The sequence below is a fragment of the Streptomyces sp. NPDC002809 genome, assembly GCF_040295435.1.
Taxonomy (GTDB): domain Bacteria; phylum Actinomycetota; class Actinomycetes; order Streptomycetales; family Streptomycetaceae; genus Streptomyces.
This window is the reverse complement of record NZ_JBEOVJ010000022.1, coordinates 1-20,916: the sequence shown is the minus strand read 5'-3', so window position 1 is coordinate 20,916 and position 20,916 is coordinate 1. Positions and strand designations below refer to the sequence as shown.

Here is a 20,916-nt window from a genome sequence, read left to right as displayed (position 1 = left end):
GACGCATTCAGACACGCCCCCTGGTCGTGCGGCGTGAAATGTGGCGCGCGTCGAGACCCGACAGTCCGCGCACCGCCACATACGCCTTCTCGTGGCCCGGGAGCGAGACCCGGCCGCGCAGCACCGCCTCGGGGTCGCGCTCGATCCGGTCGAGGAGCCGGCGGTAGATGCCGGCCATGGCCGCCACACAGGCACCGCTGCGCCGGTCGAGCATCGGCAGCAGCCGGTAGCCCTCGGCGAACAGGGCCCGGGCACGCCTGACCTCGAAGTGGACCAGCCCGGCGAAGTCGGAGCCGGGCGGCGGGGTGGCCCGGTGGAAGCCCGCGGAGCAGCCGAACTTGGCGAGGTCGTCGGCGGGCAGGTAGGTGCGCCCGTTGCCCGCGTCCTCGCGCACGTCGCGCAGGATGTTCGTCAGCTGGAGCGCGAGGCCGAGCGTGTCGGCGTACTCGGCGGCGCGCTCGACGCCCGGGGCGCCGGGTTCCGTACCGAAGACGCCCAGGCTGAGGCGGCCGATGGCGCCCGCGACACACCGGCAGTAGATCTTGAGGTCGTCCCACGTCTCGTAGGTCGCACCGCGCACGTCCATCAGCACGCCGTCGATCAGCTCGTCGAGCCCTTCGAGCGGCAGCGGGAACCGGCGGGCGGCATCGGCGAGCGCGACGGCCACCGGGTCGGTGTCGTCCTCGTCGACCGCTCCGTCGCGGATCCGGTCCAGCACCGCACGGGTGCCCTCCAGGCGGACATGCTTGGTCTCCGGCTCGAGTTCGCCGTCACCGATGTCGTCCACCCGCCGGGAGAAGGCGTACAGGGCCGACATGGCCTGTCGCTTCTCGACGGGCAGCAGCCTGATGCCGTACGCGAAGTTACGCGCCTGCTGTCCGGTGACCGCCTCGCAGTAACTGTATGCGGCCTGTACCGGTGCCGACATGTACGTCGTCTGTCCCTCCACGGTCCGGCTCACCCCTCTCTACGCGCTCTTCGCAAAACAACTCCCACCTCGCGCAGCAGGCTGGGCTTGGTGGGTTTGGGGGGTCCGGGCAGTACGTCGAACCCGGCGGCCGCGATCGCGGTGAGGGCGGCACGCCCCCCTCCCACGAATCCGGCGAGAAGCAGCTTGAGCCTGCCGTGGACGCTACCCACCAGAGGGGTGCCCTCATTCAGCAGATTCCCGGCGCGTTCGGCTTCGTACGCGATCAGTGCCCGTACCGCTGCGCCCCCGGAGGGGGCCGCCAGGTCGGATTCGGTGACATGGAACCTGGCCATGTCGTCGGCCGGCAGATAGATCCGGTCACGGCCGAGGTCCTCGGTGACGTCCTGGAGATGCTCGACGATCTGCAGCGCGGTGCAGACGGCGTCGGAACGGCGGACGCGCTCGGGACTCGCGGTTCCGGTGAGCTGGAGGACCAGGCGGCCGACGGGGTTGGCAGAGAGCTCGCAATAGGCGAGTAGCTCCTCGTACGTCCCGTAGCGACGGATCTTCTGGTCCTGCCGGTTGGCCTCGATGAGGCCGAGGAAGGGTTCGGGGGTGAGGGCGCGCCGCCGCACGGTGGGGCGCAGCGCCTGCAGGAGCGGGTGGTGCGGGGTCTCACCGGTGGCGGCGAAGATCCTGCGCAGGTCGGCCTCGAGCGCGTCCAGCATCGCCAGCCGGTCCTCGCCCTCGGCCGGATCGAGACCGAGGTGCCGTGCGTCGGCGCCGCCGGGGGCGAGGTCGCCGTCACCGATGTCGTCGACGAGCCGGGCGAAGCCGTAGACGGCCATCAAGTCGTCGCGCCAGGCCCGCGGCAGGAAGAAGGGGGCCACCGGAAAATTCTCGTCGGCGGCCTTGTCAAGGGTTCCGGGTACGGCGGAATCAAGCCGCGCCTGTCGGGTACGGCTCACTGCGTACCGCCCTGCGCGGGGACGGCGTGAGCACCTCGGAGCTGGAGATCTTCCGTCATAGCCGTCACATCTCCCGTTCTACACTGCTGACCCAAAACATCCCATTCCGGACACGCCGCCCGCTCTCCCCAGTGCGGAGGACGACTACGGGCCGTCCACCCAGGCGGTATCGCCCCACTTGCTACGAATCAGCACCGCTACAGCTTACGTTGTACAACGCTCATCCATACGCCGGGGTGCGGGGCGCGCGGCACCTTCGAGCTATGCCCTGTCAACTTTCCCCTCGCGCAAGGAAATTGACGTCATCCGGCGGGAGGAGATCTTGCCGGGCCCCGTACGGCGAGCCGTGGAGGCCCGGGACGGGCCCACGATCCGGAGGCAGCGCAGCGGCCTCTGCCGGAAGGCTCCGGCAGAGGCCGCTGCGGTGGGTGAAGGCGGCGACGCCCTACTTGCCGGTCTCGCGCTCGTACGCCTTGAGGACCTCGTCGGTCGGGCCGTCCATCAGCAGTTCGCCCTTTTCCAGCCACAGCACCCGGTCGCAGGTGTCCCTGATCGACTTGTTGCTGTGACTGACCAGGAAGACGGTGCCGGCCTCCTTGCGGAGCTCCCGGATACGCGCCTCGGAGCGGATCTGGAACTTCCGGTCACCGGTCGCCAACGCCTCGTCGATCATGAGGACGTCATGGTTCTTGGCGGCGGCGATGGAGAAGCGCAGCCGGGCGGCCATACCGGAGGAGTACGTCCGCATCGGCAGGGTGATGAAGTCGCCCTTCTCGTTGATGCCGGAGAATTCGACGATGCTGTCGTAGCGTTCGCGGATCTCCTCGCGGCTCATCCCCATCGCGAGCCCGCCGAGCACGACGTTGCGCTCGCCCGTCAGGTCGCTCATCAGCGCCGCGTTCACGCCCAGCAGCGACGGCTGACCGTCCGTGTACACCTTGCCGTGTTCGGTCGGCAGCAGTCCGGCGATGGCCCGCAGCAGGGTGGACTTGCCGGAGCCGTTCGTCCCGATGAGACCGATGGCCTCGCCCCGGTACGAGGTGAAGGAGACGCCGCGCACGGCGTGCACCTTGCGGATCCCGCGCTCCTCGCCCTTGCCGCGGCGCAGTATCCGGCTCAGTGCCGCGGTGGCACCGCCCTTGCCACCGCCGCCGCCGTTGACGCGGTACACGATGTGCACATCGTCGGCGATCACAGTGGGGACGCGCCCCGCGGTGTTGTCCTCAGCCACGGCCGTACCGCTCCTCTGCCTTCCAGAAGTACACAAAGCCTCCGGCACCCACCACGAGCGCCCAGGCGAGACCCACCACCCAGACGTGCTCCGGCAGGTTCTCGGAGCCGTAACCGTCGATCAGGGCGAACCGGACCAGGTCCATGTAGATGGCCGCCGGGTTGTACTGCAGCACATCACCGATCCAGGCCGGCTTGTCCGCCAGCATCACCGGGATCGAGAACATGACGCCGGAGGCGTACATCCAGGTCCGCATCACGAACGGCATCAGCTGGGCCAGGTCGGGCGTCTTGGCCCCGAGCCGCGCCATGCTCAGTGCCAGTCCGGTGTTGAAGAAGAACTGCAGGACCAGCGCGGGAATCACCAGCAGCCAGGACAGTCTCGGGTAGCTGCCGAACCCGACGGTGACGGCGACCAGCACGATCATCGAGTACATCAGCTGCTGGAGCTGCTGCAGCGAGAACGAGATGGGCAGCGAGGCACGCGGGAAGTGCAGCGCCCGCACCAGTCCGAGGTTGCCGGAGATGGCGCGGACCCCGGCCATCACCGAGCTCTGGGTGAAGGTGAAGACGAAGACCCCGGTCACCAGGAACGGGATGAAGACCTCCTGCGTCATCCCCCTCTTCGTGCCGAGGATCAGGCCGAAGATGAGGAAGTACACCGCGGCGTTCAGGAGCGGGGTGGCCACCTGCCACAGCTGGCCCAGCTTGGCCTGGCTGTACTGAGCGGTCAGCTTGGCCCGGGAGAACGCCAGGATGAAGTGGCGTCGCCCGCGGAGCTGGCGCATGTACTCGAAGAGCCCGGGCCGGGCGCCGCTGACCGTCAGACCGTACTTCGCGGCCAGTTCGGCAGGGCTCAGGCCGTCGTCGACCGATGGCGGGGTGCTCAACGCAACAGCACCGTCATGGGTTGTGTCACTCACCAGATGAAACTCTCGTGTTCAAAACGCGCAGCCAGTCGCGGGCGCGGCTCAGGGCGGACAGGTCCCGACAAGAAAACATACGCCTCATGCTCCCAGAGGCGACCTCTCAGATCACCGGGGGGCGACCGAGTCTGGTCAGCCGCCACACCGTACGCCACTTCATCGGACGGCGCGGTCCGCAGGGTGTCGACCAGCCCTCGCGGAAGCCGCCGAACCATGCCTTCAGCGCCGGGCCCGAGGGCTTGCGGAGCAGGGTCAGCAGCAGCCACACGCCGAGATACACGGGGACCAGGGGCGCGGGCAGATTGCGCCGGGCCAGCCAGACCCGGTTCCGGGCCACCATGCGGTGGTAGACGGCGTGCCGGGACGGAGCGGTCGTGGGGTGGTTGAGGACCATGTCCGCGCGGTAGTCGATCTGCCAGCCGGCGTCCAGCGCCCGCCAGGCGAGGTCGGTCTCCTCGTGCGCGTAGAAGAAGTCGCCCGGCAGCGGACCGACCTCGGCGATGACCCTGGTGCGTACGGCATTGGCGCCGCCGAGGAAGGTCGTCACCCGCGAGGACCGCATCGGGTCGGCGGCGCGCAGCCGCGGCACATGGCGGCGCTGGGTTTCACCGGTGTCGGGGTCGGCGATCCGGAAGCTGATGATGCCGAGCCTCGGATCGGCCTCGAACGCCTGCCGGCACAGCTCGGCGGTGTCGGTGCGCGGCAGATGCCCGTCGTCGTCGAGGAAGAGCAGGGCGTCGACATCGGCTCCGGAGGGACCGAAGGCCTCGATGCCCACGTTGCGGCCGCCGGGGATGCCCAGGTTCTCGGGCAGCTCGACGGTCCGCACGCCCGCGGGTACGTCCGGGACGGCGGAGCCGTTGCCGACGACGACGACCTCGATCCGGTCGCCTTCCTGCCCGGCGACCGAATCGAGCAGGGCGCGCAGCTCGACCGGGCGGTTGCCCATCGTGATGATGACCGCGCCGAGTTTCATGGGGGTGCTCACTTCAGCCTGCTCGATGCCAGGACCGACACGAGATGGAGGAGGGTCTGCAGCAGGGCGATGCCGGCCAGCACCGCGACCGCGAGACGGCTGAAGAACAGGTCGTCCCGGACCGCGTCGAGAACGGCCGCGACCAGGATGACCAGCGACGCCTCGACGCACAGGATCAGCCGGTGGAACTTGAGCGCACCGGCGGCCCGGCGGGCAAACGCCATGCCGGACGAGCGCGGCTCGGAGGCGGCCTCCTTGACCGGCGGCAGCCCGCCCTGGTGGCGTGCGACCCCGACCAGGTCGGTCTCGGCCTTGATCAGGATGGCGCCCAGCGCGGCAAGCGTGCCCAGGAAGGCCCACAGCCAGTCGATCCGCCCGGTGCCCCACAGGTCCGCGGCGCGCAGGCCGAAGCCGACCAGCACGGCGGCGTCACAGAGGTAGGCGCCGACCCTGTCCAGGTAGACCCCGCCCAGGGAGAACTGCTTCTTCCAGCGGGCGAGCTCGCCGTCGACACAGTCCAGCAACAGGTAGAGCTGGACCATGAGGACGCCGAGCAGCGCGCCGGGAATGCCCGGGACGAGCAGGGCCGGAGCGGCGAGCACACCGGCGATGGTCATCAGGTACGTCAGCTGGTTGGGGGTCACCTTGGTGTTCACCAGGTACCGGTCCACACGCAGCGAGACCTCGCGCATGTATATCCGGCCCGCCCAGTGTTCGCCGCTGCGCCGGTCCTTGACGCCCGGGGGGTGAACGACGGGACGGAGTTCAGCTACTGATGGTCTTGGCATAGTCGGCGTACGCGTCCCTGATCTGGTCGGTGGACAGGTTGAGGTGTTCCAGGACCGTGAAGCGTCCCGGGCGGGTCTGCGGCGCGTAGTCGACGGCCTGCACGAACTCGTCGGCCGTGAAGCCGATCTGCTCGGGCAGGACCGGCAGACCGTGCCGTCGGAGTACGTCGGCGAAGAGCCTGGACTCCTCACGGGCGCCCCGCAGATGCATGGCGAAGGCCGCGCCGAGGCCGACCTGCTCACCGTGGCTGGCAGCGCGCTTGGGGAAGAGCAGGTCGAAGGCGTGGCTGATCTCGTGGCAGGCGCCGGACGACGGGCGGGTGTCCCCGCTGATCGAGATGGCGATGCCGGAGAGCACCAGCGACTCGGCGAGGACCGTGAGGAACTCGTCGTCGGCGACCGTGCCGGGGTGCCGCAGGACGGCTTCGCCGGCGGTACGGGCCATGGCGGCGGCCAGTCCGTCGATCTGCTCGTTGTTGACCTCGTGCGACAGTTCCCAGTCGGCGATCGCGGAGATGTTCGAGATCGCGTCCCCGACACCGGAGCGCACGAAACGGTCCGGGGCCTCGCGGATCACCGCGAGGTCGATGACCATGGCGATCGGCATCGGGACCCCGTAGGACCCCCGGCCGTTGTCGTTGTCCAGGGTCGCGACGGGCGAGCAGAGACCGTCGTGGGCGAGGTTCGTGGCGACCGAGACAAGCGGCAGGCCGACCCGGGCCGCGGCGTACTTCGCCACGTCGATGATCTTTCCGCCGCCGAGGCCGACCACGGCGTCGTAGCGCTTGCCCTTGATCTCGTCGGCCAGCCTCACCGCGGAGTCGATGTCGCCCCCGGCGACGCAGTACCAGTCGGCGCCCGGCAGAGCCGGGGCGAGCTTCTCCCGCAGGGCCTGCCCGGAGCCGCCGCTGATGGCGATCGCGAGCCTGCCGGACGCGGAGATCCGCTGGTCGACGAGGAGACCGGCCAGGTCGTCCATGGCGCCCCGGCTGATGTCGACGAAGACCGGGGAGGGAATGAGTCGGGTCAGTACCGGCACGCGATCTCCCTGCCCCTGGCGAGGTCGTCGTGGTTGTCGATCTCGACCCAGGTCACCTCGCCGATGGGGGCCACGTCGACGGTGAAGCCGCGGTTGACGAGCTCCTGGTAGCCGTCCTCGTAGTAGAGGTCCGGGTCGCGTTCGAACGTAGCCTTGAGCGCGTCGGCGAGCTCCTCGGCGGCCTCTGCCTCGATGAGGGTGACGCCGATGTACTCGCCGGTGGCGGTGGCGGGGTCCATCAGCTTCGTGATGCGCCGGACACCCTTGTCGCCGTCCGTGATGACCTTCATCTCCTCGTCGGCGAGGTTCTTCACCGTGTCGAGGGCGAGGATGATCTTCCGGCCGTTGCCCCGTGCGTCCAGCAGGGTCCGCTCGACGGAGACCGGGTGGACGGTGTCGCCGTTGGCGAGGATCACCCCGCGTCCCAGGACCTCACGGGCGCACCACAGCGAGTAGGCGTTGTTCCACTCCTCGGCCTTGTCGTTGTCCACGAGGGTGAGCGTAAGGCCGTACTTCGCCTCCAGCTCCGCCTTGCGGTCGTAGACGGCCTCCTTGCGGTAGCCGACGACGATCGCGACCTCGGTGAGTCCGATCTCGGCGAAGTTGGCCAGCGTGAGGTCGAGGACCGTCCTGTCGCCGTCCACCGGCACGAGGGCCTTGGGGAGCGTGTCGGTGTAGGGGCGAAGGCGCCGTCCTGCGCCGGCTGCCAGTACGAGGCCGATCATGCGGGTTCTCCTTCGTCGTGAACGGCGGGCGCGTTGGAGGACACCCAGAACCGGATGGACTCCACCAGCACGACCAGCGCGATGGCCACCGCGAGGGCGGTGAGGGCCACGGTGAAGCCGGATGCACCGGTGAGCACGGCTGCGAATACGGCCACCACCAGGGTCCGGCCCTCGTGCCCGCCGATCGTGCGCACCAGCCACTGGGGCGGGGCGCCGGTGCCGCCTCGAATGCGGTAGACCGTGTCGTAGTGATGGTAGGCGACCGCAGAAACGAGGCCGAAGGCCGCGGGAAGCGCGCCGTCGATGTCACTGCGGGCGGCCAGGATGAGCATCGTGCAGTACTCCGCCGCGCGGAAGACAGGGGGCAGGAGCCAGTCGAGTGCGCCCTTGAGGGGGCGGGCCACAGCTATGCCCGAGCAGATCGCGTAGAACACCGCGGCGGCGATCATCTGCCGGCTGCCGAAGGGCTGCTGCAGTGCGGCGGCGATCAGCGCGCCGGTCCCGACGACCGCCACCACCGGGGCGCCCCAGGCGCCCGGGATCCGGGGGCCGCGGGCCGCCACGAGCTGGGCGATCGGACCGGAGTCGGCGAGGTCGGCGAGGGCCTGGGCGGCGCGGTCGGTGCGGCGGGCCTTGCGGGTCAGGGAGCGCAGCAGCCTGCCGGCCGTGGTGTAGCAGGCCGCGAAGGCGCAGCCGACGAGCAGTGCGTAGAAGACGATCCGCGGGGTGGTCAGCGCCGTCAGTACGGCGATCATCGCCCAGCGCTCACCGATCGGGAGCACGATTATGCGGCGCACCCAGTGCGTCCAGCCGACGCTGTCGAGCTTGTCCGAGAGTGCGGCCGTGGGGCTGGCGTTCGCTACCGCGTCGTGGTTCGCCTCGCTGAACGAGAAGTCGATGACGTGACGGCAGGACTGGAGCACCATCGCGCCGAGGGCCAGCGCCCACACGTCGTCACCGTTGCGGGCGGCGCCGAGTGCGAGGCCCGCGTAGTAGGCGTACTCCTTGGCCCGGTCGAAGGTGGCGTCCAGCCACGCGCCCATCGTCGAGTACTGCAGCGAGTAGCGGGCGAGCTGCCCGTCGGTGCAGTCCAGCACGAAGGAGAAGAGGAGCAGCAGCCCGGCGGCGACGTATCCGCCACGGGTGCCGGTGGCCGCGCAGGCCGCCGCGATCAGCGCGGTCAGCAGGGACGCGGTGGTGACCTGGTTCGGGGTGAACCCGCGGCGCGCGCACCAGCGGGCGATGTAGCGCGAGTACGGACTGATGCAGTACGTGGTGAAGAAGCCGTCGCGGGCCTTCACGGCGCTGCGCAGCCGGACCGCCTCGTCGTCGACGGCGGCGACGCCGGACTGCGCGGTGGCGCGTGCGGCGTCGTCCGTCGGCACGGCGGCGACGAGCGAGCCGAGGTCCGGGCGCTGGACCGCGGTGCCCTCGGCGTCCATCGTGGCTGCGAGCCGCCCCGGCACGGTGCGGTCGGTGGCCACGGCGGTACTGCCGGGCGGCCCGGCGGGGACGCCCGCGCCGACCGCCGTGGTGGTGGTGCGCAGGGCGCTGACCAGGGCGGGGCGCGCCTCCGGCTGCGCGGTGAGCGCACCGGGCACGGCGGCGGCCGGGAAACGGGGGTCGGTCAGTCCGAGCCGCAGGGCGTGAACGTGGCCGACGAAACGGGGATCGACGAGGGCGACGCGGCTCTCGGCCGGAACCGCGGACAGCAACCGGACCGCCTCGGTGACATCGGCAGCGATCTGTACGTCGAAGCCCAGTGACCTCAGATCATCCTGGAGCGACGATCCGGGCACCGGAGCACCTGTGAGAATGGCGGTCGACAGACGAACTCACTCCTTGGTGCTGACACGGGTCGGCGCGCGACAGTGCGGCCCTGAATACGGCCGGCGGCATGTCGGCAGAGGCTATCGGATGAACGGAAGCAGGATTTCACTGCCCGTTCGGGCTCCGTTCCGCATGGACGGGCATCATGCGGACCCGTCCGCGATCATCATCGTCGATGGCCGCCTCGCCTGACAAAACGCGGGTGCGCGACAACCCTTCGCCGGTCGGTCCCGGGCCGGCCCGGCCCAGGGGGCGGCGTCGCGGGGCCGGGCACGCACCGCTGCCGCCCAGGTGACGGTCGGTCGTAGTCTGACCGGCATGACATGGCTGATCACAGGCGGAGCTGGATACATCGGGGCACACGTGGTGCGGGCGATGAGGAGCGCCGGGGAGCGGGTGGTCGTGGTCGACGACCTCTCGGCCGGCAATCCGGACCGCTTGCCCGACGACGTCCCACTGGTCCGGGGCTCGGCGACCGACCGCGCGCTGCTCGACCGGGTGCTCGCGGAGCACGAGGTGACCGGTGTGGTGCATCTGGCCGCGAGGAAGCAGGTCGGCGAATCCGTCGAGAAGCCGCTCCTGTACTACCGGGAGAACATCGGCGGGCTGACCGTCCTCCTGGAGGCCGTCGTGGCCGCCGGGGTGCGGCGCTTCCTGTTCTCGTCGTCGGCCGCGGTCTACGGCGTTCCGGAGGTGGAGTTCATCACCGAGGAAGCTCCCTGCCTCCCCATCAATCCGTACGGTGAGACCAAGCTCGCCGGCGAGTGGCTGGTGCGGGCGGCCGGGCAGGCGCACGGACTGTCCACTGGCTGCCTGCGCTACTTCAACGTGGCGGGCGCCGCCGAGCCGCACCTGTCGGACACGGGCGTCTTCAACGTGATCCCGATGTTCTTCGACCGGCTGACGCGCGGTGAGGCGCCGCGGATCTTCGGTGACGACTACCCCACACCCGACGGCACCTGCATCCGCGACTACATCCACGTGGCCGACCTGGCCGACGCCCACCTGGCCGTTGCCCGGCGACTGGCCGCGCAGGACGGCCCCGGAGACCTGACCGTGAACATCGGCCGAGGCGAGGGCGTCTCGGTGCGCGAGCTCGCCGATCTGGTCGCGGAGGTCACCGGCCACGACCTGAAGCCGGAGATCGAGCCGCGCAGGGCCGGGGACGCCGCGCAAGCGGTCGCCTCGTGCGAACGGATGTCCGGCGAGCTGGGCTGGACGGCTCGGCGCGGAGTGCGGGAGATGGTCGGGTCGGCCTGGCAGGGCTGGCTGCTGCACCATCCCGAAACCCCCGCGTCGTAGACGGCCGGACGGGTGGTTCCACCGCTCTGACCTGCGACCATTTCCGCAGGTCAGAGCATTTGACAACGGTGTTCAGTGCCGTGTTGCCCGATACCCCCCACCCGTAGTTCACTGACAGTGCCCGGGCCGCTCACGTCCGGGTCCGCAGACGACCGGGAGGCGTCCCCATGGGGGCAGGGCACGATCACGGACATGCGCACGGAGGGCCCGCGCCCACCGGCACGGCAGCCGCCGCGTACAAGGGCCGGCTGAGGATCGCGCTGGGCATCACGCTCGCCGTGGCGGTCATGGAGGTCGCCGGAGGTGCCCTGTCCGGCTCCCTCGCACTGATCGCCGATGCGGCCCACATGGCGACCGACGCCCTGGGACTGGGCATGGCGCTGCTGGCCATCCACTTCGCCAACAAGCCGGCCGGGCCCAACCGGACCTTCGGCTACGCCCGGGCCGAGATCCTCGCGGCGCTGGCCAACTGTGTCCTGCTGCTGGGGGTGGGCGGCTATCTGCTCTACGAGGCGGTGGAGCGTTTCATCACCCCGGCCGAGACGCGGGGCGGGCTGACGATCGCCTTCGCCCTGGTCGGCCTGGTCGCGAACATGGTGTCGCTTTCGTTGCTCGTGCGCGGGCAGAAGGACAGCCTCAATGTGCGCGGCGCCTACCTGGAGGTGCTCGCGGACGCCCTGGGCTCGGTCACCGTGCTGGTCTCGGCAGGGATCATCCTGGCGACCGGCTGGCAGGCCGCGGACCCGGTGGCCTCGCTGGTCATCGGCCTCATGATCGTCCCGCGCACGGTGAAGCTGCTCCGCGAGACGTTGAACGTGCTGCTGGAGTCGGCGCCCCCGGGGGTCGACATGGACGAGGTGCGCGACCACATCACGGCCCTGCCCGGGGTGCTGGACGTCCACGACCTGCACGCCTGGACGATCACCTCGGGAATGCCGGTGCTCTCCGCCCACGTGGTGGTGCATCAGGAGGTCCTCGACTCGATCGGGCACGAGAAGCTCCTCCACGAACTGCAGGGCTGCCTCGGCGACCACTTCGACGTCGAGCACTGCACGTTCCAGCTGGAGCCGAGCGGCCACGCCGAGCACGAGGCGAAGCTCTGCCACTGAGGCGGGGAGGCCGGATGATCTCGAGGTGTAGGGTTTCGGAGCGGCGTACGAACCTCCGCCCGCGAGAGATTCCGTGTACGAGAGAGGAGCTGGGGCTGATGACCGCCGCGCAGGCGCCCGCCCGGCGCACCGACCGGTCCCGCTCCCGCTCCGGGCCTCTCGGCTGACACTCCGGCTCGCACCGAGTCGGCCCGTCGGCCGGAGCCCACACACTCAAGGGTTTCCCACGTTGACCGACAACAACCACTCCCCCGACAGCATCGCGCCTTCGTCTCCGTCCGACCGCGGTCCGGAGCATCCGCGCCCCGTCGCCGCCTGGACGGTCCGCCCCGAGACCGCCGGCGACACCGCCGCCGTGCACGCGGTCAACTCCGCCGCGTTCCCGACGGAGGCGGAGGCCGATCTGGTCGACGCCCTGCGCAAGGACCCGTCGGCCTGGCTGCCCGGACTGTCGTATGTCGCCGAGGCCGCCGACGGCTCCCTCGCCGCCTGCGCCCTGCTGAGCCGCTGTCTGGTCGGAGGCGTACCGGCACTGGCGCTCGCCCCGGTGGCCACCGTCCCGGCCTGTCAGCGCAAGGGCGCCGGGCAGGCCGTGGTGCGGGCCCTGCTCGATGCCGCACGACGGCGCGGGGAGCCACTGGTCCTGGTCCTCGGCCATCCCGAGTACTACCCGAGGTTCGGTTTCGTGCCCGCGTCGCGGTACGGAATCCGGGCGGGCTTCGAGGTGCCGGACGAAGCGATGATGGCCCTGGTCCTCGATGATTCCGTGCCGGTTCCGCAGGGCACGATTGAGTATCCGGCCGCCTTCGGGGTCTGATGCCCCGTCCGGCCCTGGGCCCGGGCGGTGCCGCGGGGCCGGACATGCCAGGACCCGAAGTGCGGACAAGCCGCTTTTGTACGGCAGACTTGAGCAGACTCGACGGGACCGGCGCACGGGGCCGGGACCATAGCGAAGGATGGGTATGCCGACCACACCAGCCACCGCGGCGAACAGCTCGTCGAACGGCGCAGCAGAAGCGATCATGCTCGAACTGGTCGACGAGAACGGCACCACCATCGGCACGGCGGAGAAGCTCGCCGCCCACCAGGCACCCGGCCAACTGCACCGGGCGTTCTCCGTGTTCCTCTTCGACGAGCAGGGCCGGCTGCTGCTCCAGCGCCGCGCACTCGGCAAGTACCACTCCCCCGGTGTCTGGTCCAACACCTGCTGCGGCCACCCCTATCCGGGCGAGGCGCCCTTCGCCGCCGCCGCCCGGCGGACCTACGAGGAGCTGGGCATCTCGCCCTCGCTGCTGGCCGAGGCCGGCACGGTGCGTTACAACCACCCGGATCCCGCGTCGGGTCTGGTCGAGCAGGAGTTCAACCACCTCTTCGTGGGCATGGCCCAGGAGCGGTTGCGCCCGGACCCGGAAGAGGTGGGCGAGACGGTGTTCGTGACGGCCGCGGAGCTGACCGAGCGGCATGCCCAGGCCCCCTTCTCCGCCTGGTTCATGACCGTGCTGGACGCCGCCCGTCCCGCGATCCGGGAGCTGACGGGGCCGGCCGCCGGCTGGTAGGTGCGTGCCGCCGGCGCGGAAGGGTCACAGGCGCGTACTGAGCGGCAGCGCCGCCCAGATGACCTTTCCGCCGCCTGCGGTGTGCTCCACGTCGCAGGTCCCGCCCGCTTCCCGGGTGATCTCACGGACCAGCAGCAGGCCTCGCCCACCGGTCTGGGCGTAGTCCGTCTCCAGCGCCGTCGGCCGGTAGGGGTGGTTGTCCTCGACGGACACCCTGATCCATTCGGCGCCCACGGCGACCTCGACAGCGAGTTCCGGCGAGAGCAGCGCGGCATGCTTCACGGCGTTGGTCGCCAGCTCGGAGACGATGAGCAGCAGACCCTGGGCGATGTCGTCGTCGAGGGGGACGCCCTGGCGTTCCAGCAGATCGCGTACGGCGTGCCGGGCCTGGGGTACGGAGACGTCCGTGGCCGGGGCGGTGAACCGCCAGACCCCCTCGTACGACACGGGCCGGGCGGGGACACTCCCGCGGCTCTCCATTGTCCGGTACCCGCTCTCCACTCGGTGGTGACTGCACGTCGAGTACAGGGTGCGGGGCGTAGTCGGTTCGGTCCGTACCACTGAACAGAAGTCGACCCCAATCGACGGAACTTGACCGAACCAGTGCGGATACGTCAACTTTCGGACCGCTTCTGACCTTCCTCCGGCAGCCCGTCCATGTCTTTGCCGGGCGCCATCTGGTCCGAGACCATCGACACGATCCGGCGGCCCCCGACGCCGACCGCTATGAGCCCGAGCCCGTCGAAGAGCAGAGCGAGCGAGAAGAAGCAGCCGAGCACATAGAGGCTGCTGTGCGGCCAGTCGAAGAGGACGAGCAGCCCGAGCAGCAGCCCGAACGCGCCCTGCAGCAGCGTCCAGCCGAACTGGGGCCCCCGCACCACGACGCTGCCGACGAGGCGGAACACCCCGCCCGTCAGGAAGAGCAGCGCGGCGAACATGGTCAGCGCCTCGGCTGTGCCGTGGGGATGACGGATGACGACGACTCCGGCGGCGATGTTCAGTGCCGCGACGACCACGCCCAGCCAGAAGTAGCTGGTGCCGCGCGACTGGATCGCGTGGAGCAGCCCGACCATGCCACCGATGAGCAACAGCCAGCCGAAGAGGATCATCGAGGTGAGCGTCGCCACGCCCGTGTAGACGAGGCCGACCAGGCCGGCGACGACAAGCAGGACGCCGAGCAGGGCCAGACCGCTGAAACTGCGGGTGAGCTTCCTGCCCTCTTTCACGGGATCGGCCACCTGAAGCTCCTCGGGTTGCGTGCCTGCTTCGCGACCCCTTCTTGATCATAGGTTCGAACGGCATGGATAGCATCCGGCGTATGGACCGAACGGAACCCCGGCTGGAGCACACCGTCGTGGACGGCGTCGCCACCGTCGTCATCAGCAACCCCGCCAAGCGCAACGCGATGACGACCGCGATGTGGCAGTCCCTGCCCGTGCTGCTCCAAGGGCTGGCCGCCGACCCGTCGGTGCGCGCCCTGGTGCTGACCGGCGCCGGCGACACCTTCTGCGCGGGTGCGGACATCTCCTCGCTCCGCGACCCCTCGGGCGCCCCGCAGGGACTCGCCGTGGCCGCCGAGGAGGCGCTGGCCGCCTTCCCCCGCCCGACGCTCGCCGCGGTGCGGGGCTTCTGCGTGGGCGGGGGCAGCCAGCTGGCTGCGGCCTGTGATCTGCGGTTCGCGGAGGAGGGTGCGTCGTTCGGCGTCACTCCGGCCAGACTCGGGGTCGTGTACGCGGCGTCGTCGACCCGCCGGCTGGTCGCGCTGACCGGCCCGGCGACGGCCAAGCACCTGCTGTTCTCCGGCGAACTCATCGGAACGGACCGGGCGCTGCGGACAGGTCTCGTGGACGAGGTGCTGCCCGTCGGCGAGCTGGGCAAGCGGGTGGACGCCTACGTCGCGACCCTGTTGTCCCGTTCCCGGCTGACCCAGGCGGCAGCCAAGGAGTTCGCCGCGGGGCGGGTGGACCGGGACGCGCACTGGGCGGAACAGGCACGCCGCAGCGGCGACACCGCGGAGGGTGTCGCCGCATTCCTGGAGCGACGTCCGCCACGCTTCACCTGGCCGGACGGGGAGCACGTCGCCCCTGCTACCGAAGGATGAAGCGGCTCTTCCCGCGCCACTCCTCGACGACCGCGGCCGGGGCCTTCGCGGGAGATCCCGAGTCGTACGGCGGCTGCGGGTCGTACTCCGTGAGCAGCTGCACGGCTTGGGCGTATTCGTCACCCGCGATCCGGCCGAGCAGGGTGAGACCCATGTCGATGCCCGACGAGACGCCTGCGGCGGTGACGTACTTGCCATCGGTGACCACGCGTTCGCCGGTCGGTTCGGCGCCGTACTCCTTCAGCTGTTCGAGGGCCAGCCAGTGCGACGTGGCGCGCCGCCCGTCCAGGAGTCCGGCGGCCGCGAGCAACAGCGAACCGGTGCAGACCGAGGTCGTCCACGTGCTGGTCGCGTCGGCCCGGCGCAGCCAGCCGAGCAGAGTCTCGTTGTCCATCTGAGCGCTCTGTCCCGGGCCGCCGGGGACGATCACCAGGTCGGGGGCCGGGACGTCGTCCAGCGCCAGGTCGGCGACCAGCGTCAGGCTGCCGCTGTCGTTGTGCACCGCACCGGCGGACTCGGCTGCGAAGACGGTCTCGGCACCGGGAGCGCGGGACAGGATCTCGTACGGTCCGACGGCGTCCAGCGCCGTGAAGCGGTCGAAGAGGAGGATGGCGATCTGCATGGGTGGCTGCCTGCCTTCCGGTCAGTGAGTGAGGGTCAGTGAGTGAGGTACTCGGTGACGTCGGCGGCCTCACCCGCCGGGTGGGAGCTGAAGCGCCGCCGGTATTCGGCGGGTGCCGCGCCCAGGGCCTTGACGAACGCCCGGCGCATCGCCTCCGGCGTGCCGTATCCGCAGGTGCGTGAGATCCCCGCGACGCCGTCGGTGGTGTCCTCCAGAAGCCGGCGGGCCTGTTCGAGGCGGACGCGGTCGACGTACCGGCCGGGCGTCATCCCGGTCTCGGTCTGGAACGCGCGGGCGAAGTGACGCGGGGAGAGCCGGGCGCGGGCGGCGAGGGCGTCCACGGAGAGGTCCTCGCCCGGGTGTTCGGTGATCCAGTGCTGGACCTCGCGCAGCGGTTCACGACGGGCCGTCTGGGCGGTGAGCTGGGCACTGAACTGGGACTGGTTCCCGGGTCTGCGCAGAAAGACCACCAGGTGCCGGGCCACCGTGAGCGCCACCTCCCGGCCGTGGTCCTCCTCGACGAGGGCGAGCGCGAGGTCGATGCCCGCGGTGACCCCGGCGGAGGTGGCGAGGCGGCCGTCGCGTACGAAGATCGGCTCGGGATCGACCTCGACCGCCGGGTGGGCGCGAGCCAGACGGTCGCACGCGTTCCAGTGCGTGGTCACCCGGTGCCCGTCCAGCTGTCCGGCCGCTGCGAGGAGCAGGGCACCGGTGCAGACGGAGACGAGCCGTTCGGGGGACGGGCCGTGTTCGCGCAGCCAGTCGACGAGGGCGGGGTCGGGGTCCCGGGTGCCCTGGCCGCCGGGGACGAGAAGCGTGTGGGGCGTTCCGGCGTCGGCGAGACTGCGGTCGGGGACCAGCGTCAGACCGCAGGACGAACGCACCGGCGCGCCGTTCAGGGAGGCGGTGCGCAGCTCGTACGAGACCTCCGGGAACCGGGACGCGCCGGCGAAGACCTCCAGGGGGCCGGTCACATCGAGGCTCTGGATGCCGTCGAAGAGGACGACGAGTACGGATCGCTGCTTCATGTCAGCCATCCTGGGCGCCCCCGCGATTGGCCGCAATGACGAGATCCCCACCTTTTCTGCCATGCCCGGATGCGGCGCATGTCACGGTCCCCCCGGACTTCCGGGCCGTACCGACCAGTCGGTAACGTGAAGATATGAGTACTCTCCCGCCCCGCGCCGGCCGCCGCTGTCACAACGCCCTCAACCCGCTGCACTCCGCGCTCTACTTCTCCCCCGACCTCGGCAAGGAACTCGGCGGGATCGGGATCGACGACCCTTCCGCCGCCTATTTCGCCGCGCGCGCGGCCGCTCTGGGCGCCGTCGGTCCGGGTACGGTCACCGCCACCTTCTACAACTTCAACCACGAGCTCGTGGCCAGGCACGTGCCCGCCGTCTGGGACATCGCCTCCCCCGAGGCGGTCCTTGCGGCGCGGCTGCGTGCCGCCGACTCGACGCTGCGCCGGCTGCTCGGCGAGGAGATCATCTCCTCCCCCGAACTGGCCGAGGCCGCGCAGCTGGCCCTGCGCGCCACGGAGGGCTGCACACGACACGCCCGGCCGCTCTACGCGGCGCACGCCGATCTTCCGGTGCCGGAGGAGCCGCACCTGGCGTACTGGCACGCCGCGACCCTGCTGCGCGAGCACCGCGGCGACGCGCACCTCGTGGCGCTGCTTGCCGCCGGCCTCGACCCGCTGGAGGCGCTCGTCAGCCACACCGCCACCGGCAAGGGCATGGCACCTCGCTGGATCCTGGCCACCCGCGGCTGGCGCCGCACCGACTGGGAGGCGGCGTCTGAGCGGCTGCGCGAGCGCGGACTGCTCACCGCCGAGGGCGAGTTGACGGAGGCCGGCACCGCGCTGCGGGCCGGGATCGAGGAGGCGACGGACCGGATGGACCTGGCCCCGTACGAACACCTCGGCGGGGCGGGGGTGGCCCGGCTGACCGAGCTGGGACGCGGATTCCTCGGCACGGCGCTGGCCGCCGGTGCGTTCCCGTCGGATGCGACCGGCTGACCTGCCGGAAACCGGCGGCCGGTAACTGGGGTGGTCGGGCGACACGGCGCCCGGCCACCCGGCACAATGCAGACGAGCGGCTCCGGGCCGGCCGGCACGGCCGACCCCGGGCCCGACCAGCACAGCCAGCAGGAGAAGGCGAGTCGGTAGAACCGTGACGACGTCCATCGAAGGCAGGATCGCCGAGGAGCTCGGCGTACGCGAGCGACAGGTGAAGGCGGCCGTCGAGCTGCTCGACGGCGGATCGACCGTGCCGTTCATCGCGCGCTACCGCAAGGAAGCGACCGAGATGCTCGACGATGCGCAGCTGCGCACGCTCGAGGAGCGGTTGCGCTATCTGCGGGAGCTGGAGGAGCGCCGTGCGGCGATCCTCGAATCCGTACGGGAGCAGGGCAAGCTCGACGAGGCGCTGGAGGCCCGGATCCGGGCGGCCGACACGAAGGCACGCCTTGAGGACATCTATCTGCCGTTCAAGCCGAAGCGGCGGACCAAGGCCCAGATCGCCCGGGAGGCCGGTCTGGAACCGCTCGCCTCCGGGCTGCTCGACGACCCGTCGACGGACCCGCTCGCCGCGGCCGCGTCCTTCGTCGACGCGGACAAGGGCATCGCGGACGCCGCGGCGGCTCTGGAGGGGGCCCGCGCCATCCTCACCGAGCGCTTCTCCGAGGACGCCGACCTGATCGGCGACCTGCGGGAGCGCATGTGGACGCGCGGTCGGCTCACGGCCAAGGTGCGGGACGGCAAGGAGGAGGACGGCGCCAAGTTCGCGGACTACTTCGACTTCACCGAGCCGTTCACCGCACTGCCCTCGCACCGGGTGCTGGCGATGCTCCGGGGCGAGAAGGAGGACGTCCTCGACCTGGTCCTGGAACCGGAGGAGCCGTCCGAGGCGCCCGGCCCGTCCGGCTACGAGAACATGGTCGCCCGCCGCTTCGGCGTGAACGACCGGGGGCGCCCCGGCGACAAGTGGCTGGGCGACACCGTGCGCTGGGCCTGGCGCACCCGGATCCTCGTCCACCTCGGGATCGACCTGCGGCTGCGGCTGCGCACCGCGGCGGAGGACGAGGCGGTACGCGTCTTCGCGTCCAACCTGCGTGATCTGCTGCTCGCCGCGCCGGCCGGGACGCGGGCCACACTGGGGCTCGACCCCGGATTCCGTACGGGAGTGAAGGTCGCCGTCGTCGACGCGACCGGCAAGGTCGTCGCGACCGATGTCATCTACCCGCACGTCCCGGCCAACAAGTGGGACCAGTCGCTCGTCAAGCTGGAGCAGCTGGCGAAGGCGCACGACGTCGACCTGATCGCGATCGGCAACGGCACGGCATCGCGCGAGACGGACAAGCTCGCCGGTGAGCTGTGCGACAAGCACCCGGAGTTGAAGCTGACCAAGGTGATGGTGTCGGAGGCCGGCGCGTCCGTGTACTCGGCCTCCGCCTTCGCCTCGCAGGAACTCCCGGACATGGACGTCTCGTTGCGCGGCGCCGTGTCCATCGCGCGCCGCCTCCAGGACCCGCTCGCGGAACTGGTGAAGATCGATCCGAAGTCCATCGGGGTCGGGCAGTACCAGCACGACCTGTCCGAGGTGAAGCTGTCGAGGTCGCTCGACGCGGTCGTCGAGGACTGTGTGAACGGGGTCGGTGTCGACGCCAACACCGCGTCGGCCCGGCTGCTTTCGCGGGTCTCCGGCATCGGCTCGGGGCTCGCCGAGAACATCGTGGCGCACCGCGACGCCAACGGCCCGTTCCGCTCCCGCAAGGGCCTCAAGGACGTGGCCCGGCTGGGCCCGAAGGCGTACGAGCAGTGCGCGGGCTTCCTGCGGATCCGGGGTGACGACCCGCTGGACGCGTCCAGTGTGCACCCGGAGGCGTATCCGGTGGTCCGCGCGATGGTGAAGCGGACGGGAAGTGACGTCGCCTCACTGATCGGCAACACGGGCGTGCTTCGGTCCATCCGGGCCGACGACTTCGTGGACGAGAAGTTCGGGCTGCCGACCGTCACCGACATCATCAAGGAGCTGGAGAAGCCGGGGCGCGACCCGCGTCCGGCCTTCAAGACGGCCACCTTCAAGGAAGGCGTCGAGAAGATCGGCGACCTGGCCTCCGGAATGGTGCTGGAAGGCGTCGTGACGAACGTCGCGGCGTTCGGCGCGTTCGTGGACGTCGGGGTGCATCAGGACGGCCTGGTGCATGTCTCGGCGATGTCGAGGACGTTCGTGAAGGACCCCCGCGATGTCGTGAAGCCGGGGGACATCGTCAGGGTGAAGGTGATGGAGGTCGACATCCCGCGGAAGCGGATCTCGTTGACTCTGCGGCTGGACGACGAGGCGGGTGCGGGAGCCGGTTCCGGTTCCGGTGGCGAACGCGGACCGGCCGGTGAGCGCGGCTCGGCCGGTGAGCGCGGCGGGCGTCCGCCGCGGCAGCGGCAGGGCCAAGGTCAGGGCCAGGGCGGCCCGGGCGCGCGTGGCGGTCAGGCCGGCGGCCAGGGGCGTGACCGGCGCGGTGGCGGCGGCAACGGTGGTGGCGGCGGCGGTCGTCAGGCTCCGGCCGCGGCGCCGGCGAACGGGGCGATGGCCGACGCGCTGCGGCGGGCGGGGCTGCTGGATCCCAAGCAGGGCGGCAAGAAGCGGTAGCGCCTGGCGGGGTGGGGGGGCAGGGGTGGGGATGGGGGCGGGGCGCCTGCGGCGAGCCTGTTCCCCTCCCCGCCCCTGCCCGTAACCGGGCGGCAGTACAGGCCGTTGTCGTACAGCGCCTTGGAGAGGAAGCCGTACAGGACACGCTCGGTCTCCTCGTCGGTGAACGTCTCCTTGGTGACCTT

20 protein-coding genes are annotated in these 20,916 nt (G+C 70.7%); 7 read left to right on the top strand and 13 right to left on the bottom strand.

The window, feature by feature from the left end:
• Positions 1 to 7: 7 nt before the first annotated feature.
• From hpnD to ABT025_RS15805, 9 genes are all read right to left on the bottom strand, one after another.
• Positions 8 to 928, bottom strand: a complete 921-nt coding sequence (hpnD, locus tag ABT025_RS15845) for a presqualene diphosphate synthase HpnD (RefSeq protein WP_350994232.1) — start codon at positions 926 to 928, stop codon at positions 8 to 10.
• A 29-nt stretch (positions 929 to 957) separates the two neighbouring features.
• Complete coding sequence (gene hpnC, locus ABT025_RS15840; protein WP_350994230.1) at positions 958 to 1,878, bottom strand: squalene synthase HpnC; 921 nt, start codon at positions 1,876 to 1,878, stop codon at positions 958 to 960.
• A gap of 445 nt (positions 1,879 to 2,323) precedes the next feature.
• Complete coding sequence (locus ABT025_RS15835; RefSeq protein ID WP_350994228.1) at positions 2,324 to 3,109, bottom strand: ABC transporter ATP-binding protein; 786 nt, start codon at positions 3,107 to 3,109, stop codon at positions 2,324 to 2,326.
• Entirely contained in the window at positions 3,102 to 4,031 is a 930-nt protein-coding gene (locus ABT025_RS15830; protein WP_350994226.1) for an ABC transporter permease, read from the bottom strand. Before ABT025_RS15830 ends, ABT025_RS15835 begins: the two co-directional genes overlap by 8 nt.
• 106 nt (positions 4,032 to 4,137) lie before the next feature.
• Positions 4,138 to 5,010 carry a glycosyltransferase family 2 protein gene (locus tag ABT025_RS15825; protein WP_350994356.1) on the bottom strand — a complete coding sequence of 291 codons (873 nt, stop codon included), beginning with the start codon at positions 5,008 to 5,010 and terminating at the stop codon, positions 4,138 to 4,140.
• 8 nt (positions 5,011 to 5,018) lie between these two features.
• Entirely contained in the window at positions 5,019 to 5,798 is a 780-nt protein-coding gene (locus ABT025_RS15820; RefSeq protein ID WP_326740249.1) for a CDP-alcohol phosphatidyltransferase family protein, read from the bottom strand.
• Positions 5,776 to 6,837 (bottom strand): iron-containing alcohol dehydrogenase family protein, encoded by a 1,062-nt coding sequence (locus tag ABT025_RS15815; RefSeq protein WP_350994224.1) that lies wholly within the window; start codon positions 6,835 to 6,837, stop codon positions 5,776 to 5,778. The genes ABT025_RS15820 and ABT025_RS15815 overlap by 23 nt, the downstream gene beginning before the upstream one ends.
• Complete coding sequence (locus ABT025_RS15810) at positions 6,825 to 7,562, bottom strand: phosphocholine cytidylyltransferase family protein (RefSeq protein WP_350994222.1); 738 nt, start codon at positions 7,560 to 7,562, stop codon at positions 6,825 to 6,827. Before ABT025_RS15810 ends, ABT025_RS15815 begins: the two co-directional genes overlap by 13 nt.
• Positions 7,559 to 9,361 (bottom strand): DUF5941 domain-containing protein, encoded by a 1,803-nt coding sequence (locus ABT025_RS15805; RefSeq protein ID WP_350994220.1) that lies wholly within the window; start codon positions 9,359 to 9,361, stop codon positions 7,559 to 7,561. Before ABT025_RS15805 ends, ABT025_RS15810 begins: the two co-directional genes overlap by 4 nt.
• A gap of 349 nt (positions 9,362 to 9,710) precedes the next feature.
• Here ABT025_RS15805 and galE point away from each other — a divergent pair, with 349 nt between their 5' ends.
• The 4 genes from galE to idi all read left to right on the top strand — a co-directional run bounded on the left by galE (position 9,711) and on the right by idi (position 13,359).
• The gene (gene galE, locus ABT025_RS15800) at positions 9,711 to 10,694 is read left to right on the top strand and encodes a UDP-glucose 4-epimerase GalE (protein WP_350994218.1); all 984 of its coding nucleotides are present in this window, start codon (positions 9,711 to 9,713) and stop codon (positions 10,692 to 10,694) included.
• Between the two features lie 167 nt (positions 10,695 to 10,861).
• A complete protein-coding gene (locus ABT025_RS15795) occupies positions 10,862 to 11,803 on the top strand; it encodes a cation diffusion facilitator family transporter (protein WP_350994216.1) in 942 nt (313 codons plus the stop codon).
• A gap of 229 nt (positions 11,804 to 12,032) precedes the next feature.
• Positions 12,033 to 12,620, top strand: coding sequence for a GNAT family N-acetyltransferase (locus tag ABT025_RS15790; protein WP_502971954.1), 588 nt, complete (start codon positions 12,033 to 12,035; stop codon positions 12,618 to 12,620).
• 145 nt (positions 12,621 to 12,765) lie between these two features.
• Entirely contained in the window at positions 12,766 to 13,359 is a 594-nt protein-coding gene (gene idi, locus ABT025_RS15785; protein WP_350994214.1) for an isopentenyl-diphosphate Delta-isomerase, read from the top strand.
• Between the two features lie 24 nt (positions 13,360 to 13,383).
• Here the strand turns inward: idi and ABT025_RS15780 are convergent, their stop codons facing one another.
• Both ABT025_RS15780 and ABT025_RS15775 read right to left on the bottom strand, forming a co-directional pair.
• Positions 13,384 to 13,839, bottom strand: coding sequence for an ATP-binding protein (locus ABT025_RS15780; RefSeq protein ID WP_328897555.1), 456 nt, complete (start codon positions 13,837 to 13,839; stop codon positions 13,384 to 13,386).
• A gap of 134 nt (positions 13,840 to 13,973) precedes the next feature.
• Positions 13,974 to 14,597 carry an HdeD family acid-resistance protein gene (locus tag ABT025_RS15775; protein WP_350994212.1) on the bottom strand — a complete coding sequence of 208 codons (624 nt, stop codon included), beginning with the start codon at positions 14,595 to 14,597 and terminating at the stop codon, positions 13,974 to 13,976.
• Positions 14,598 to 14,677: 80 nt separating this feature from the next.
• Between ABT025_RS15775 and ABT025_RS15770 the strand changes: the two genes are divergently transcribed.
• On the top strand, positions 14,678 to 15,460 hold the full coding sequence (locus ABT025_RS15770; protein ID WP_350994210.1) for an enoyl-CoA hydratase/isomerase family protein: 783 nt from the start codon (positions 14,678 to 14,680) through the stop codon (positions 15,458 to 15,460).
• Here ABT025_RS15770 and ABT025_RS15765 read toward each other — a convergent pair.
• Together ABT025_RS15765 and ABT025_RS15760 are read right to left on the bottom strand one after the other, a co-directional pair.
• A complete protein-coding gene (locus ABT025_RS15765) occupies positions 15,447 to 16,082 on the bottom strand; it encodes a DJ-1/PfpI family protein (protein ID WP_350994208.1) in 636 nt (211 codons plus the stop codon). The genes ABT025_RS15770 and ABT025_RS15765 overlap by 14 nt on opposite strands.
• 35 nt (positions 16,083 to 16,117) lie before the next feature.
• On the bottom strand, positions 16,118 to 17,110 hold the full coding sequence (locus ABT025_RS15760; RefSeq protein WP_350994206.1) for a GlxA family transcriptional regulator: 993 nt from the start codon (positions 17,108 to 17,110) through the stop codon (positions 16,118 to 16,120).
• Positions 17,111 to 17,244: 134 nt separating this feature from the next.
• On the opposite strand from ABT025_RS15760, the gene ABT025_RS15755 reads away from it, so the two are divergent.
• Together ABT025_RS15755 and ABT025_RS15750 are read left to right on the top strand one after the other, a co-directional pair.
• Complete coding sequence (locus tag ABT025_RS15755; RefSeq protein ID WP_350994204.1) at positions 17,245 to 18,102, top strand: SCO6745 family protein; 858 nt, start codon at positions 17,245 to 17,247, stop codon at positions 18,100 to 18,102.
• A gap of 154 nt (positions 18,103 to 18,256) precedes the next feature.
• Positions 18,257 to 20,731, top strand: a complete 2,475-nt coding sequence (locus ABT025_RS15750) for a Tex family protein (RefSeq protein ID WP_350994202.1) — start codon at positions 18,257 to 18,259, stop codon at positions 20,729 to 20,731.
• The last annotated feature ends 185 nt before the right edge of the window (positions 20,732 to 20,916 follow it).

What these genes read in the sequence shown, in the direction of transcription:
- hpnD (WP_350994232.1), bottom strand. Translation starts at nt 928, where the DNA reads ATGTCGGCACCGGTACAGGCCGCATACAGTTACTGCGAGGCGGTCACC.
- ABT025_RS15825 (WP_350994356.1), bottom strand. Translation starts at nt 5,010, where the DNA reads ATGAAACTCGGCGCGGTCATCATCACGATGGGCAACCGCCCGGTCGAG.
- ABT025_RS15820 (WP_326740249.1), bottom strand. Translation starts at nt 5,798, where the DNA reads ATGCCAAGACCATCAGTAGCTGAACTCCGTCCCGTCGTTCACCCCCCG.
- ABT025_RS15810 (WP_350994222.1), bottom strand. Translation starts at nt 7,562, where the DNA reads ATGATCGGCCTCGTACTGGCAGCCGGCGCAGGACGGCGCCTTCGCCCC.
- galE (WP_350994218.1), top strand. Translation starts at nt 9,711, where the DNA reads ATGACATGGCTGATCACAGGCGGAGCTGGATACATCGGGGCACACGTG.
- ABT025_RS15795 (WP_350994216.1), top strand. Translation starts at nt 10,862, where the DNA reads ATGGGGGCAGGGCACGATCACGGACATGCGCACGGAGGGCCCGCGCCC.
- idi (WP_350994214.1), top strand. Translation starts at nt 12,766, where the DNA reads ATGCCGACCACACCAGCCACCGCGGCGAACAGCTCGTCGAACGGCGCA.
- ABT025_RS15780 (WP_328897555.1), bottom strand. Translation starts at nt 13,839, where the DNA reads ATGGAGAGCCGCGGGAGTGTCCCCGCCCGGCCCGTGTCGTACGAGGGG.
- ABT025_RS15770 (WP_350994210.1), top strand. Translation starts at nt 14,678, where the DNA reads ATGGACCGAACGGAACCCCGGCTGGAGCACACCGTCGTGGACGGCGTC.
- ABT025_RS15765 (WP_350994208.1), bottom strand. Translation starts at nt 16,082, where the DNA reads ATGCAGATCGCCATCCTCCTCTTCGACCGCTTCACGGCGCTGGACGCC.
- ABT025_RS15760 (WP_350994206.1), bottom strand. Translation starts at nt 17,110, where the DNA reads ATGAAGCAGCGATCCGTACTCGTCGTCCTCTTCGACGGCATCCAGAGC.
- ABT025_RS15755 (WP_350994204.1), top strand. Translation starts at nt 17,245, where the DNA reads ATGAGTACTCTCCCGCCCCGCGCCGGCCGCCGCTGTCACAACGCCCTC.